The organism is Vibrio sp. N418 (assembly GCF_000222565.1).
Classification (GTDB): Bacteria; Pseudomonadota; Gammaproteobacteria; order Enterobacterales; family Vibrionaceae; genus Vibrio; species Vibrio scophthalmi.
Window position 1 is genome coordinate 25,521 of record NZ_AFWD01000035.1, and the last position, 15,385, is coordinate 40,905.

Annotated in this window: 16 protein-coding genes; 8 read left to right on the forward strand and 8 right to left on the reverse strand. The window is 43.5% G+C overall.

Translation table 11 applies throughout. From position 1 onward, the window contains the following. Positions 1–89 precede the first annotated feature (89 nt). The 5 genes from RH86_RS05560 to RH86_RS05580 all read left to right on the forward strand — a co-directional run bounded on the left by RH86_RS05560 (position 90) and on the right by RH86_RS05580 (position 4,410). Complete coding sequence (locus RH86_RS05560) at positions 90–572, forward strand: DUF2850 domain-containing protein (RefSeq protein WP_009385446.1); 483 nt, start codon at positions 90–92, stop codon at positions 570–572. Positions 573–766: 194 nt separating this feature from the next. Continuing rightward, the gene (locus RH86_RS05565; protein WP_009385447.1) at positions 767–1,864 is read left to right on the forward strand and encodes a mechanosensitive ion channel family protein; all 1,098 of its coding nucleotides are present in this window, start codon (positions 767–769) and stop codon (positions 1,862–1,864) included. 199 nt (positions 1,865–2,063) lie between these two features. Next, positions 2,064–2,672 carry a TetR/AcrR family transcriptional regulator gene (locus tag RH86_RS05570; protein ID WP_009385448.1) on the forward strand — a complete coding sequence of 203 codons (609 nt, stop codon included), beginning with the start codon at positions 2,064–2,066 and terminating at the stop codon, positions 2,670–2,672. A 146-nt stretch (positions 2,673–2,818) separates the two neighbouring features. After that, the gene (locus tag RH86_RS05575) at positions 2,819–3,340 is read left to right on the forward strand and encodes a DUF2058 domain-containing protein (RefSeq protein ID WP_038219303.1); all 522 of its coding nucleotides are present in this window, start codon (positions 2,819–2,821) and stop codon (positions 3,338–3,340) included. A gap of 230 nt (positions 3,341–3,570) precedes the next feature. Beyond that, positions 3,571–4,410, forward strand: a complete 840-nt coding sequence (locus RH86_RS05580) for a GGDEF domain-containing protein (protein WP_009385450.1) — start codon at positions 3,571–3,573, stop codon at positions 4,408–4,410. Positions 4,411–4,482: 72 nt separating this feature from the next. On the opposite strand, the gene RH86_RS05585 is transcribed toward RH86_RS05580, so the two are convergent. Beyond that, entirely contained in the window at positions 4,483–5,100 is a 618-nt protein-coding gene (locus tag RH86_RS05585) for a LysE family translocator (protein ID WP_009385451.1), read from the reverse strand. A gap of 290 nt (positions 5,101–5,390) precedes the next feature. On the opposite strand from RH86_RS05585, the gene RH86_RS05590 reads away from it, so the two are divergent. Beyond that, a complete protein-coding gene (locus RH86_RS05590) occupies positions 5,391–6,353 on the forward strand; it encodes an integron integrase (RefSeq protein WP_009385452.1) in 963 nt (320 codons plus the stop codon). A 125-nt stretch (positions 6,354–6,478) separates the two neighbouring features. On the opposite strand, the gene rplT is transcribed toward RH86_RS05590, so the two are convergent. The 7 genes from rplT to RH86_RS05625 all read right to left on the reverse strand — a co-directional run bounded on the left by rplT (position 6,479) and on the right by RH86_RS05625 (position 13,576). Continuing rightward, positions 6,479–6,832 carry a 50S ribosomal protein L20 gene (gene rplT, locus RH86_RS05595; protein ID WP_004401084.1) on the reverse strand — a complete coding sequence of 118 codons (354 nt, stop codon included), beginning with the start codon at positions 6,830–6,832 and terminating at the stop codon, positions 6,479–6,481. Positions 6,833–6,873: 41 nt separating this feature from the next. Further along, complete coding sequence (gene rpmI, locus RH86_RS05600; RefSeq protein ID WP_005599947.1) at positions 6,874–7,068, reverse strand: 50S ribosomal protein L35; 195 nt, start codon at positions 7,066–7,068, stop codon at positions 6,874–6,876. A gap of 119 nt (positions 7,069–7,187) precedes the next feature. Beyond that, complete coding sequence (gene infC / locus RH86_RS05605) at positions 7,188–7,739, reverse strand: translation initiation factor IF-3 (protein ID WP_081467400.1); 552 nt, start codon at positions 7,737–7,739, stop codon at positions 7,188–7,190. 3 nt (positions 7,740–7,742) lie between these two features. Further along, complete coding sequence (gene thrS, locus RH86_RS05610; protein WP_009385458.1) at positions 7,743–9,671, reverse strand: threonine--tRNA ligase; 1,929 nt, start codon at positions 9,669–9,671, stop codon at positions 7,743–7,745. Positions 9,672–10,072: 401 nt separating this feature from the next. Continuing rightward, positions 10,073–11,701 (reverse strand): methyl-accepting chemotaxis protein, encoded by a 1,629-nt coding sequence (locus tag RH86_RS05615; RefSeq protein WP_009385459.1) that lies wholly within the window; start codon positions 11,699–11,701, stop codon positions 10,073–10,075. 253 nt (positions 11,702–11,954) lie between these two features. Further along, positions 11,955–12,950 (reverse strand): porin, encoded by a 996-nt coding sequence (locus RH86_RS05620; protein ID WP_009385460.1) that lies wholly within the window; start codon positions 12,948–12,950, stop codon positions 11,955–11,957. A gap of 185 nt (positions 12,951–13,135) precedes the next feature. Beyond that, positions 13,136–13,576 carry an Lrp/AsnC family transcriptional regulator gene (locus RH86_RS05625; protein WP_038219306.1) on the reverse strand — a complete coding sequence of 147 codons (441 nt, stop codon included), beginning with the start codon at positions 13,574–13,576 and terminating at the stop codon, positions 13,136–13,138. Between the two features lie 141 nt (positions 13,577–13,717). Here RH86_RS05625 and RH86_RS05630 point away from each other — a divergent pair, with 141 nt between their 5' ends. Next, positions 13,718–14,305: a LysE family translocator gene (locus tag RH86_RS05630; protein WP_009385462.1), complete on the forward strand. Its 588-nt coding sequence runs from the start codon at positions 13,718–13,720 to the stop codon at positions 14,303–14,305. Positions 14,306–14,497: 192 nt separating this feature from the next. Beyond that, positions 14,498–15,280, forward strand: coding sequence for a siderophore-interacting protein (locus RH86_RS05635; protein ID WP_009385463.1), 783 nt, complete (start codon positions 14,498–14,500; stop codon positions 15,278–15,280). Positions 15,281–15,385 lie beyond the last annotated feature (105 nt).

Sequence of the window (15,385 nt, forward strand, 5' to 3'; positions counted from 1 at the left end):
CCGATTAGGATTGCGTTCATAGATAAACTCTTTCAAGCTTTGGCATCAACATGCAATCCATGCCTTAAGTTGTTTTAGGAGTCGTTGTCGTGGTCGTGTATTCATCAAAAGGTCGATTTAGATCTCGAACAATAGCGAATTTATCCGTTGTTCAATCGCTGTTTATCGCCTTTTGCGTGGCAATTCTAGCCACCTTTGCAACAGCCATCTATTACAGTTACCTTGACTATATTAATCCGCATAATGTCCATGGCCGATGGATTGAAATCGGCACTGCCAACTACAATCAAGATACACTAGAGTTAAATTCAACGGGCGTTTTTCGGAATCAGCGGCTGATCGCGACTCAGTTTGAATTTGATGGCAGCAAGATTTTCGTATCTACCGGTGCTGGCGTTTCAATTTACCAGCTTGCTGGTACATTCAACTCCCCTCAATTACGCCGCTTACAGCCAAATAGTCCGACTCAACGTTTTATAAAACAGGGATTCGAACACACTGTTGATATGGAAGGAGGAGGGATAGCGAAGCGTCGTCGTGCTGCTCTTGCAGAACATTTCAGCGAAAAATGATCGGCACGTTTACAACTGGGGCTTTTTCTTAACGGCACCATTTTCGTGGTTATCGCTAGCGTATATACTTGGCCACAACTTACACCCGATTTTTTGTAGGCATTAAGTTATTACTAGAATCGGCTTGTTTTACCCATTCAACAACGGATCACGTTGGGGTGATACAACATTATTAACAATAAAGAAATCACTAAATGAATCAACTGAACCAGCTCTTGCCGACTGATTGGGCTTCCTTTTCTAACCAACTCGATACCAATGTCTTGTTTATTACTATCGCAAGCTTTGTGGCCTGGATTATATGGCGCATCCTCTATGGCCGACTAGAAGTCTTGGTTAGCCGCACCGCCTTTCATTGGGATGATTTAACACTAAGCGCGCTTAAAACACCGATTAGTACACTGATTTGGTGTTGGCCTGCCACGATTTCACTGGGTTTTTTATTGCAGACCCATATGGGATCTAAGCTAAATTGGCTCAGTACCCTAAAACTCATTTTAGTCATTGGTATCTTTGTCTGGATAACGATGCGCCTTATCAATAACGTCGAAGAGTTTGTATTAAACAAAAAGAATCGCGATGAAACTACCGTGCAAGCAGTCGCAAAAGTTGCTCGCTTGTTCTTTATTGTAATTGGCGGACTCACGGTAATGCAGGCGTTTGGTCTGAGTTTATCCGGCCTATTAACGTTTGGTGGTGTCGGGGGTTTAATTGTCGGTTTGGCGGCCAAAGATCTCCTTTCGAACTTCTTTGGTGGCATGATGATCTATTTTGATCGTCCATTTAAAGTCGGTGATTGGATCCGCTCACCAGATCGCCAAATCGAAGGAACCGTTGAACGTATTGGCTGGCGCATGACCATCATCCGCACTTTTGACAAACGTCCAATCTATGTACCAAACTCCGTGTTTAGCAACATCGTGGTCGAAAACCCTTCACGCATGCTTAATCGCCGAATCAACGAAACCATTGGTATCCGTTATGATGACTGTGCAAAAGTAGCACTCATTGTAAACGACATAAAAAGCATGTTAGAGACACATCCCGATATTGATGCCAACCAAACACTCATCGTCAATTTCAATGCTTTTGGCCCCTCTTCGCTTGATTTGTTGGTTTATACCTTTACCAAGACAGTGAACTGGATTCGGTACCATGAAGTGAAACAAGATGTCCTGCTCAAGATCATGACCATAATCCATCAACATGATGCTGATATCGCCTACCCAACCCAGACATTAAAAATCGACCCAGTGCATGCGGGTGAGATTCCGCAAGTGATTACCAAGTAGAGTTTTTAAGCGGGGGGAGTTAGCAAACTTTTGCTAACTCCCCGTAAACATCTCCTCGTGTAGTAGAGCATCACCATTAGACGATTTAGACTTTCGTGACTGATACGCTACCCGACAAAGTAAACGTTAGTGTATACTTCTGTTTCAATCTAATAAAAGTACTCTCTTTCGTGTGCTTTTGGTTATGTAGAATTGACTCATGATAAAAAGAAGCGACATTAAGCAAGACGATATCATTAAATCTGCTATTACGGTTTTTTCGCAAAAAGGCTTTAAGCAAGCCAGCATGGAAGGAATAGCGAAAGAAGCGGGCGTCTCCAAACGTACTTTATACAAGTACTACCCAAACAAAGAAGCGTTATTTGAGGTCATTGTCAGCACGTTGATGTGTCGATTTGATGATCAGTGTCAGGCTGAATTTAATCCTTCAGTTTCCATCGCAACTCAATTGGCGCAACTTACGCTAAAACAACTTTGTTATATCAATACTGAAGATTTTCAAGCCACTGCAAGGTTGGTGATAGCTGAATGCATCCGCTGTCCTACTGCATCACAGATGCTAATACAAAGATTTTCCGCCATTGAGGATACTTATGGCCTTCAAGAATTGATCCGACAAGGCGTTGAAGCAAAAGCGCTCAACGTTGCCAATATTGAATTAGCGATTGAACAATTCATTGGCAGTATTAAAGCCGTCGTATTTTGGCCGCAACTCCTAGCCCATCAACCACCACCAAGTTGCGAAGAATTAGAGCGAGTAGTAAACGCTGCCGTTAACGGTTTCGTGGCGACATACGCGAGCAAGTAACGTTACAGATTAATCTCTGAACCAGCTAACTCTGTGTCATTTGAGCTCGACAGCAGAAGAATAATCACTAATGTCTGCCTACGATCTTTATTTGCTGCAGATGACCCGATAAAATGCGTCAAAGATAAAAACGAATTGGAATGATCATGGCAAAGTTAACACTGCAAGAGCAAATGTTAAAAGCAGGCTTAGTAAACGAGAAGAAACTAAAAAAAGCGAAAAAAGGCTCTAAAAAGTCTCGTGTGCAAGCTCGTGAAGTAAAAGCTGCGGTTGAAGAGAACAAACGTCAGCAGCAAGAACGTGACAAAGAATTGAGCAGCCAGCAAAAAGAGCAACGTTTAAGCAACGAAATCCGCGCTCAAATTAAGCAACTGATCGAAATGAACAAAGTTGATTTAGGCGATGGCGATATCAAGTATAACTTTACCGATGGAACCTTGGTTAAATCCTTCTATGTTGATATATTAATCCGTAAGCAGTTGATCAGTGGCATCTTAGCGATTGCACGTTATGAAGAAACTTACGTTGTAATCCCAAGTGTTGTCGCAAATAAGATTGCTCAACGTGACGAGCAAGTCATCATTGAACAGAAAGAAGCAGAATCAACCGAGATCGCCGAAGATGATCCGTACGCAGATTTCGTCGTCCCTGATGACCTAATGTGGTAAATGCAATCGAGCTGCTCTATTTTATGGGCAGCTCTCTTTGTTTTTTATCAACAAGTTACATTATTAAATAATATTTCCCCTACGTTAAAACCTCTTCAACACATCTTTGGTCTGCTTAATTCGCTGTTACACTGAATATCTTTGCTTTATGTGCAATGAATTGCATTAATAATCCATGCGCTTTGCTATTATCGCGACGATTTTAACTTTTTGTCGTCGTCGAGTTGTTCATGAGATCACTATTCAATAATCATCAGTTGTCCCACTGGATCTTTACCAGTGCGATCACTTTTTCGATTGTTCCTATCGTCTATATCGTGCCAGTGTTTGTATTTCAGATCCCAGTAGAATCTATTTATGATTACCTATTGGAAGTCGTGCGCCTGTACTGCGTAATTTTATTGACTTCGATGATTGGTAAACTCGTCAATTCGAAGGTGATAAAATTAGGGCTAATGATTGCAGTCGTAAATGGCGTTTATGACTCAATAACCGAAATCGTCTACATAGATTTAATGATCAGTAATCGCTTCCCATTTGCCGATGCATTATTGGATGAAGCACTGCTCATCATTGGCTACGGGTGCATCATTAAAGGCTTATATCAACACTTCACACGTGTCAATAAGCTTACTTTGACCGATAACCTCACTAAGTGCTATACGCTTGCAACACTTGACCTCGTCCCACTAGGTGCCTATCAGGTGTTTTATTTTGATATCAACAACTTCAGTGAGATTAACCGGACGAAAGGCCATAACATCGGCAATAAGGTACTGACTGACTTTGCCTCACAATTGATTGATGGCTGTTACGATTTTGGCTACGTATTTAGAATTGAAGCGGACAAGTTTCTTGTGGTGGTCGATATCGATCAAGCACAACTCTATATTGATTCAGTAACCAAAGCCTATGAAAGAAAAGAGATTAGCTTCAGTTCCGGAACAGCCGCGTGCCTAACTAACTGTTTTAAAGACGCCATTGCAGAGGCGGAGGAAAATCTACATGAAATGAAACGTTGTAATAACTCCCTTTATAGCAAAGAGTTCGAACTCGAAGGTTATGAGTAAGACCATCACTAGTCACTCAATTAATCGAGTTGTACCGCGCCACGACACAGTGATAACTCAGTTCTCTGAGTATCAAGTAGGTTGACTGACAAATAAATTAATGCCTGAAAGCGCAAGTAACCCCGCACAAGTGCGATTAAAGCGTTTTGCCATCTTCGGCTGAACAAACCAATGGCGAAGATATAACCCAAATAACGCATAAAGACTTATTGCCATCAGTTCTAATAATAAAAATGTCACGCCTAAGATGAAAAACTGTTGATTGATGGAGCTCGTAACATCGACAAACTGAGGCAAAAATGCCGTAAAGATCAAAATCGCTTTCGGGTTGCCCGCCGCTAAAAGAAATTCTTGCTTTGCTAAGCCAAAGGAGCTTTTCGTTGAATCGACATTCGCTAAAGGAGTCGCTTGAGAGCGCCATAGATTCCATGCAACCCAACCCAAATATAGCGCGCCAGACAATTTAATTGCCAAGAAAATCGCTTCTGAGGTGTAGAGCACGACTGCCAAGCCAGATCCCGCAAGCGCAATCATGAATGAAAATGCGACAATACGCCCTAAACCTGCAAACAAGGCGGACTTAAAACCAAAGCAACGGGCATTATTCATCGACAACAAATTGTTGGGTCCGGGCGTCATATTCAAAGCAAAGCACGCAGGGATAAACAACAGTAATTTCCATAATTCCATGATCGTTTCTCTTGATGTTACTAAGTTGGGCGTAACGTTAATCGTTGAGCACACTGAAACGATTAACTTTCTTCTTACGAGTAATCGCTTGAAGTCAAACAAATCATATTGCCTCAATCACCGCTGTTTTCCTTCTTTTGAATCACCACTTCACTCACACACCCGCCTGAAAGTCATGTAATCAAGGTTTAACTAAGCACCAATTGCACCTCAGTTAACCAACTGGTCAAGCACATAGCGCAGAAAACTCTCTATGCTAAGTGCATGTGTAAATAAACAGTACTAAAAATATGAAGAGTCAGTTTTTACTTAGTTTTAAAGAACATATGCGCTCTCGCTACTACGCGACGAAAACAATCGAGGCCTATGCATTTTGGGTTGCGCGTTATATTCACTTTCATGAGTTCGAACATCCAAGCAAGCTGGGTGATGAACATATCGAAGCCTTCTTATCTGACTTAGCCGTAAAACAACGTGTAGCAGCAAAAACGCAAGCTCTCGCGCTCAATTCCTTGTTGTTTCTTTATCGAGAGTTTCTGCTGGTTTCTGTTGATCCTAATATGAAATTTCACAAATCCCTTAAAGACATCAAGCTACCTGTGGTGCTTACAAAACAAGAGATGCGACGCTTCGTCGAACATATTGATCCAAGGCATAAGCTTCAGTGTATGTTGCTGTACGGTTCAGGGCTGCGTTTAATGGAGTGCATACGACTGCGAATACAAGATATTGATTTCGACTACGGTGCTCTGCGTATCTGGCATGGTAAAGGCGGTAAGAATCGCACCGTCACCTTAGCCAAAGAGCTCTATCCTTTGCTGAGTGAGCAAATCGCGTTAACACAACGTTTCTATGATAAAGATATGCAGACTAAAGGCTATGGTGGCGCTTGGATCCCGCAAGCTCGGCTTCCCAAGTACCCTCAAGCGCAATACGAATTTCGTTGGCACTATCTCTTTCCATCGACTCGACTCTCGGTTGATAAAGAATCCGATCTAATGCGCCGTCATCATATGGCAGAAACCGTTTTACAACGATCGGTAAAACGCTCCGCTGTTGATGCAGGAATAGAGAAACACGTAACTTGCCATACGTTAAGGCACAGTTTTGCTACACACTTGTTGGAAGGAGGCGCAGATATACGCACCGTTCAAGAGCAACTCGGCCATAGCGATGTGAGAACAACGCAGATCTACACGCATGTCATTGACCGCGGTGCGAACGGCGTGTTAAGCCCACTATCTAGTTTATAGTTCAAAAACTGGGTAAAGCGAAATAAAAGTGTGTTAGCAGAATTTATACGTTGGAGGGAAAATTGAAGATTAGAAAAGAAAAAAGGAGAGCCTAAGCTCTCCTTTTATTAAACCTGAACTGCTAATTAAAGAGCAGCTTTCGCTTTTTCAACTAGTACAGCAAATGCTGCTTTGTCGAATACTGCGATGTCAGCAAGGATCTTACGGTCGATCTCGATAGATGCTTTCTTAAGACCGTTGATGAAACGGCTGTAAGATAGACCATTTTGACGAGATGCCGCGTTGATACGTGCAATCCAAAGTTGACGGAATTGACGTTTCTTGTTGCGACGGTCACGGTAAGCGTATTGACCAGCTTTGGTAACTGCTTGGAAAGCTACGCGGTAAACACGTGAACGTGCACCGTAGTAACCTTTAGCTTGTTTTAGAACTTTCTTATGACGTGCACGAGCTTGTACACCACGTTTTACGCGAGGCATTATGCTTCTCCTAAACTAAACGAATATTAAACTAAAAAGAATTAAGCGTATGGCATCATACGAGCAATTGCAGCCACTTCACACTTAGGAAGGATTGCATTTGGACGTAGCTGACGCTTGTTCTTAGTAGTACGCTTAGTCAGGATGTGACGTTTTGTAGCGTGCTTAAACTTAATACCACCAGCAGTTTTCTTAAAACGCTTAGCAGCACCTTTGTTGGTTTTCATCTTAGGCATGATGAATAACTCCGCATTGTTGAGTTGTTTATAACAATAGTAATTAGGGCGAACAAAACCTAGCCGTTTATCTTTTTCAAGAAAAGCGACTAGATTTTCTTACTTGCAAAAGCCGTTAATTACTTCTTTTTAGGGGCCAACACCATGATCATCTGGCGACCTTCTATTCGAGTTGGGAAAGACTCAACAACAGCAAATTCTTCTGTGTCAGCTTTCAATCGATGTAGAACATCAACGCCGATGTCTTGGTGAGCCATCTCGCGGCCACGGAAGCGAATAGTTACTTTCACTTTGTTGCCGTCTTCAAGGAAACCAGTCAGGTTGCGTAGTTTTACCTGATAGTCTCCAATATCAGTTCCAGGTCGGAATTTAATTTCCTTGATCTGAACCTGTTTTTGCTTTTTCTTCTGCTCTTTAGCAGACTTGCTCTTTTCAAAGAGGAATTTGCCGTAATCCATCACGCGACAGACTGGTGGCTCCGCGTTAGGGCTGATCTCTACAAGGTCCATACCTGCTTCTTCAGCAGCAGCTACAGCTTCTTGAATTGATACAACACCAACTGACTCACCGTCAGCACCAGTTAAACGAACTTCACGTACGCCACGAATTTCACCGTTTAAACGGTGCGGGTTTTGTTTTACCGGCTGTTGGCCGCGTCTTCCGCCTTTAATAGCTTATTCCTCCAGATTGAGCTTACGGCTAGTAATCTCGGCTTGGATGTATGTAATTAAATCATCCACTTTAAATTTGCCAAGATCCTTGCCTCTACGTGTACGGACTGCGATTTCGCCTGCTTCCATCTCTTGGTCGCCACAAACTAGCATAAACGGTACACGCTTCAATGTATGTTCGCGGATTTTAAAGCCAATCTTCTCATTTCTCAAGTCCGCTTTGGCTCTAATTCCACTTTTTTGCAATTTTTTTGCTACTTCTTGTGCGTAATCAGCCTGTTTGTCAGTAATGTTCATAATTACTGCTTGTTCAGGAGCCAACCACGTTGGGAAGAAGCCCGCATATTCTTCAATTAGAATACCGATGAAACGCTCTAGAGAGCCTAAAATCGCGCGGTGGATCATAACTGGTACAAGGCGCTCATTGCTCTCGCCTACGTAAGTCGCACCTAGGCGATTTGGTAGGTTAAAGTCTAGCTGTACTGTACCACATTGCCACGCACGGTCTAAGCAGTCATGTAGAGTAAATTCAATCTTAGGACCGTAGAATGCACCTTCGCCCTCTTGAATTTCGTATGGGATATCCATCGATTCAAGAGATAGTTTAAGCGCTTGTTCTGATTGATCCCAGATTTCATCAGAACCAACACGGTTTTCAGGACGTGTTGATAGTTTAACAACAATGTTGTCAAAACCGAATGTCTGGTATGTATCATAAACCATCTTGATACAGCTCGTCACTTCCTCTTGGATTTGACTCTCAGTACAGAAAATATGAGCGTCATCTTGAGTAAAGCCACGTACACGCATGATACCGTGTAGAGCACCTGATGGTTCATTACGGTGACATGAGCCAAACTCAGCCATACGTAATGGTAGATCACGGTAAGATTTCAGGCCTTGGTTAAAGATCTGAATGTGACCTGGACAGTTCATCGGCTTCAGTGCGTAATCACGGTTCTCAGAAGAAGTCGTGAACATCGCCTCAGCGTATTTGTCCCAGTGACCAGAACGCTCCCAAAGAACGCGATCCATAATAAGTGGACCTTTTACTTCTTGGTAGCCGTACTCGTCTAGCTTAGAACGTACAAATACTTCTAGATCACGGAAGATTGACCAGCCATTATGGTGCCAGAACACCATACCTGGTGCTTCTTGCTGCATGTGGAATAGGTCAAGCTGCTTACCGAGTTTACGGTGGTCGCGTTTAGCCGCTTCTTCAAGGCGAGTTAGGTGCGCCTTAAGTGCTTTCTTATCATGGAAAGCAGTACCGTAAATACGTTGTAGCATTTTATTGTCGCTGTTACCACGCCAGTAAGCGCCTGCAACATTCAACAGTGTGAAGTGTTGGCAGAAGCCCATGTTTGGTACGTGAGGACCACGACACATGTCAATGTATTCTTCATGATGGTATAGGCCTGGACGGTCGTCACGAGCAACGTTCTCATCCAAGATTTCCATTTTGTAAGTTTCGCCACGCGCTTCGAATGCGTCACGCGCTTCCTGCCAGCTAACTTTCTTTTTAACAACTTCGTACTTGGTCTTCGCAAGCTCTTTCATACGCTTTTCGATCTTTTCAAGATCGTCTTGCGTTAGCGACTCTTCTAGATCGATATCGTAGTAGAAACCGCTGTCGATCGTTGGACCGATCGCCATTTTCGCTTGTGGGTAAAGCTGCTTGATTGCATGACCTAGAAGGTGAGCACAAGAGTGACGAACGATTTCTAGACCGTCCACTTCATCTTTTACTGTGATGATTTCTAGGCTTGCGTCTTGTTCAATAAGATCGCATGCATCAACGCGTTGACCGTTAACACGACCAGCGATGGTTGCTTTTGCAAGACCAGGGCCGATAGATTGTGCAACTTCAAGAGTAGAAACTGGGTTGTCAAATTGACGCTGACTGCCGTCAGGAAGAGTAATAATAGGCATGTATAATCCTTACAGTGGTGTTGCATACCAAGCAACACTTGCTTATTTAATCGCTTTAAGCCATTTAAACCGATTAGTGAATTTGGTTTTTCGTTCGCATTTAGAGACAAATACGGATGCCCCTTCCTACGAATAGGCGCACATTGTAACCGAACCAGACAAAATAACAATCAAAGTCACACATTTCGATGAATAACCTTTACTCGTGATTATTTCATAAGCAATACAACAAAAACGCCGCCAAGCGAAAGACGCTGGCGGCGTTTAGATATATTGCTGTATGCCTGTAAGCTTTGCTTTTCAAGGCTTAGGGGGATACCCCTAACATTGTAGCCCTGTTTCTAGTCATACCATTTCTCGTATTCTCGCATCAAGAAAGACAACATTGACCACGACACGCCTTACAGGGTAAAGAACGATAATTGTGCTTTTTGCTTCTCAGCTAGCTGAGACAGTTCATTACTCGCACTCGCGCTTTGGCTAATACCTGTAACATTCTGATTTACCAACTCAGACATGTTCACCACGTTACGGTTAATGTCTTGCGTCACTTGCGATTGCTGCTCAGCTGCCGTTGCAACTTGTGTATTGGCATCATTAATGTGCGTAACGGCTTCGGTAATACCCACTAACGCTTCATTAGCGTGACGCGCTAGGTCGTTATTCTTGGTCAACATATCAAGGCTCATCTGCATACCATCGTTCGCAAGGCCCGACTGCTTCTGTAGCTCTTCAATAATACTTTGAATTTCAACCGTTGAAGCTTGTGTACGTGCAGCCAGCATGCGCACTTCATCAGCGACAACCGCAAAGCCACGGCCCGATTCACCGGCACGTGCCGCTTCAATTGCTGCGTTTAACGCCAACAAGTTGGTTTGTTCAGAGATACCACTGATCACTTCAATCACATTGTTGATTTGCTCAGATTGTTCTTTCAGCTTAGTCACGACCAGTGCCGCATCGTTAAGTGCATGGCCCATTTGTTCACTGGCAGCATTACTTTCTTCAAAGGTCGCTAAGGCAGAGAGGGCTAATTGTTCTGCGTCACGAGCAGTGGTATCAGCCAATTGTGCATTATCGCTAACGTTGTCAGCCGTACATGCTAACTCGTTAACCGCTGAAGCGACTTGTTCAATCTCCATCAGCTCCTGTTGAGCATTGTTTTCTGCTTGCGTCATTACCGCTGCAAGTTCTGTTGATGCCGACGCGACTTCTTCACTAATACGAGTTAAGTGATCAACGGTCGAATGCAGCTGCTCAACGGTTTGATTTACATCTTGGCTAAGCTGTGCCACTTCGTTGTCACCATCAGTCTCCGCACGGACAGATAAATCACCGTGAGCAATCTTACGCATCACTTGTTGCAGAGTCTGAATTGGCGTCACAATCATACCTGACAGGAACCATGCCACAACTAATGACAAGCTCAAAACACTTAGAACTGTCCACATAGCGAAACTTTGTACGTTCTGCGCCGCTTTTTCACTTTCTGCCATCGCCGTTGTGGCGACTGCGTTTACTTTCTTAGAAAGTTCATTAATTGAACCAACCATCACATTGCCGGCAGTACGATATTTGGCAATAAAGTCATTATATTCTTGCTGTGATACCAAACCTTGGTCACGACGGTTGAAAAACGTTACCGCTTGCTCTGACTGACGTACATAGTCTTCAATCGTACGGTTCACTTGATTAACTTCGGTGCGGAATGTACCTCGTTTTGCCATGCCATCTAAGTCACGTTGGATCTCGCGCATACTTTGCTTCAGCTCGGCAAGAAATGAATCGCGACGATCGGCATCGTAAATGGCATACACCGCACTAATACGTAGTGGGTAAACTTGGTCGTCGATTTTGGCTAACGAATCTTTATAGTAAACCAAGGACTGGGTGTTATCAGAAACCACCGCTTGCTCTTGCTGTAGATTGTTTTTGGTGATCCAAAGGGCAATAAAGAGAGCGAAAGTAGTGAACAGCACTGGCAACAGTACTTGGGTGCGAATAGAAAGGTTTTTCAGTGAAAACTGCATGGTTGGCCTTTATTATCAGGTTCTAAGTGCGCATCCATGCTTTGGGAATTCTCCCATCGAGGCGGCGAGTCTATTACAATTACACACCACAAGTCCACCCGATTAAGTCATTAAATTATAACAACTTAATATACAAAACCCGTCAAAAAAACGTCACCACGGTCAATATGCCGACAAGTTTTTTAAGCCACTGAACTAAAAGAAAAAAGCCAGAGCATTGCTCTGGCTTGAAGAAATGATGGGCTCACGCCAGTTAGAAATCGTAACGAACACCAAGACGAAGCGTATCCTCACCTTTAATCACTAGACCACTATCTACATCTTTTACTTCATCCAAACCGTTTAGGTAGTATGAAAGATAAGTGCGGAAATTACCGTTAAACTTGTAGTAGCCGACCAGTTCTACGCCTTCGGTCTTGTCATATTTTGCGCTATCCGCTTGTTCATTTTCTTGCTTGGTATAAAGCGCAGCCGCTGAAAACTGTTTATTGAATTGATACTGAGCGACAAATTCCATCGCAGTAAATTCTTTATCTTCCGTACCGCTGGCTTTGTCATTTAGGTCGCCGAATGAATATGTGCCTGCAAGGTAAAGGTTTTCTATTGTAAAACCTAAGCCAAATAGCGCTTCAGAAGCACTACCCGCCCCTTGACCTAAATCAGTACCAGAGAAGGCCAAACCTAAATCTAACCCCATTGGCAGTGAATAAAGACCAGAAATACCGTAGCCATCCGTGTCTTTCGCCTGGTTCGCTTGATAAGTTGCTTCAACTTGCAGCGCATCAAAATCGCCTGCGTACTTAAACACGCTGTTTTGCTTGTCGCTTGCAGACTCAATCACTTGCTGAATGCCAGAAAACTCGGTGATATCGGTCATATCTGACACAATCACTGATGCCATATCTTGACGGCCAAAAGAGACTGCGCCGAATTCACCTTGAAGACCAGCGTACATGTAGCGGTTTTCAAATAGGTTATCACCAGTATCTTGCTCACCTTCGTAAACGGCAAAAGCGGTCAACTCATCCGTAATTTGAGATTTACCTTTAAGGTTAAGACGTGCACGCGTACTGTCTTTCATCGTACCGTCGATCTCAGCCCCTTTTGATGTACCGATAAAGTCACCACGAAATTCAACACGACCACCAACTTTCAACTCAGTGCCATCCGCACTATATACTGTTGCGGCTAGCGCTGAACCTGAAGTTAGACCGGCAAAGACGGCAAGTGCCACTGCTGCTTTTTTCATTTTCTTTTCCCTAAGTTAGTCGTGAGCTATGCGCTCAATTGCTTTTGCTGGTGACTAAATTAGCGATCAAATATGAAAATCACATGGCACAAAAATGAAAGTTAAATTTCATATCTATTTGTTTTTTATTACAAACTCACTTTTTGTGGGGTTTTAAATAGCAAGATTAACCCAGTATTAAAAAGCTAACGTGCGTCTTTCGGAGAGCCCATGACAACCATGGTGGTGATGGAATTGACATGCTCGCACTCGCCCAATACATCGGCGTGAAATTTTTTATAGCTGATGAGATCCTTGGTTTCAACACGCAATAGATACTCTGTCGAACCGGTAATATTGTGGCACTCCACCACTTCATCTACGTCACGAACATGCTCTTCAAAAGCCAGCTGTGCTTGCTTGCGATGACTAGCAAGCCCAATCGAGACATAAGCAATAAAACCAATACCTAGCTCGATGGTATTGAGCTTTACTTTATAACCGGTAATCACACCACGCTTTTCTAAATCTTGTACTCGACGCAGTGTAGCTGAAGGTGACAGACCTATGATATTGGCCAAATCCACATTCGAGATTCGACCGTCCCTTTTTAGCTCCTGCAATATTCTTTCTTCAAATCTATCCATAACGAACTTTCATTGCTTATTTAATTCAATACCAAGCAATAAAAGCACAAAATTGAGCCAATTACTACGTAGACTATTTTTAGACCGGTCAGCAATACATCACTCTATTGAACTTCACTTTCAAAACAGCGAGAGAATATTATGCAATGGGAACAACTTACCGCACTGGCGCTGTTTGCGTTTGTATCTACCTTTACACCCGGACCGAATAATTTAATGCTGATGTCTTCTGGGGCAAACGTCGGCTTTAATAAAACCATTCCCCACATGCTTGGTATCACCATTGGCTTCCCTGTCATGGTGATACTAGTGGGATTCGGCTTAGTTGAATTATTTGAGCAATACCCGATCGTACATCAAGGTCTCAAAGTCGTCAGCTTAACCTATTTAGCCTATCTCGCCTGGCAAATCGCACGCAGCCAACCTCCTAGCGAAACCACCCTTAACTATCAACCACTTAGCTTTTGGCAAGCCGCTAGCTTTCAGTGGGTGAATCCAAAAGGTTGGTCCATGGCGCTAACGGCAGTGAGCGTATACAACCCACATAATAGCTGGCTTGGATTAACGATTATCGCACTGGTTTATGCCCTCGCGAATGTCCCATCCGTTTCATTTTGGACCGTAGCAGGGCAAAAACTACAGCACTTTTTAACCACACCAGTTCGAGTGCGAACGTTTAACTATTCAATGGCGCTGCTACTCGTGGCATCAACGATACCGATGTTGTAAATCGTTATGTCATCATAAGCAAAACAGGCAATGATTAAATACACGCTTTGATCGCCACGTTAACGCGCCCTAGACCTAGATTTATCATTCCTCTCTAGGGCGTCACAAATGTAAATTAGTTTAAAGATGCTGTTTGCGGACGATATTGAGTGTTATTCTCAATAAAAATCACTATTCACTATCGAGTTGACTATGCCGCAAGCGACTAGACCTCAAACTTCCACTTCTCAAGCAGTAACGGTTCGCAGTAATAACATCATTACGCCAAACATGCAGCGTCTTGTCTTACAAGGCGACGTGCTAGCAAACTTCCCAAGCGATTGTGAAGGCGGCTACATCAAACTGCTGTTTAATCAAAACGGTAGTACCGACTTATCTTCGCTTGCTGAGGGTGAACGTCCAATGATGCGCACCTATACTATTCGTCGCTTTATGGCCGATGAAAACGCCATCGAAGTTGACTTCGTTCGTCACATTACAGCGGACAACCAGTGTGGGTTTGCATCACGTTGGGCGATGAATGCCACACTAGGTGATACGATTGAAATTCGTGGACCAGGCACAATTTCTAGCCTAAATCTTTCTGCTGACTGGTTTGTATTAGCCGCGGATATGACGGCACTGCCAGCGTTATCAGCCAAGGTGCGTCAGTTGCCTGCAGAGGCCAAAGGTTACGTCGTCGTTGAAGTGCTTAGCGAAGAAGACATCCAAGAGCTTGTGGTGCCAAAGGGTATTGAAGTGCATTGGGTTACCAGTGACCTAGCTGAGGCAGTGCGCCAACTTAACTGGTTAGAAGGTCAAGCTTCTGCATGGGTAGCGTGTGAATTTGATGCTATGCGTGCACTGCGTCAATACCTGCGTAATGACAAAGCCATCGAGCGTGATTTTATTTACATCAGTAGCTACTGGAAAAATGGCGTATCAGAAGATGGCCATAAAGTGATTAAACAGCAGGATGCGCAGGAGAACGACTGATTTAGCGGAAACCAACAGCATAAATCTCTCGCTTGTGATTTGCTCAGTCACGCCCTCGTAATAAGAGCGTTGCTCTGGCTATAACGAGATTCCCTTAAGAAGGGA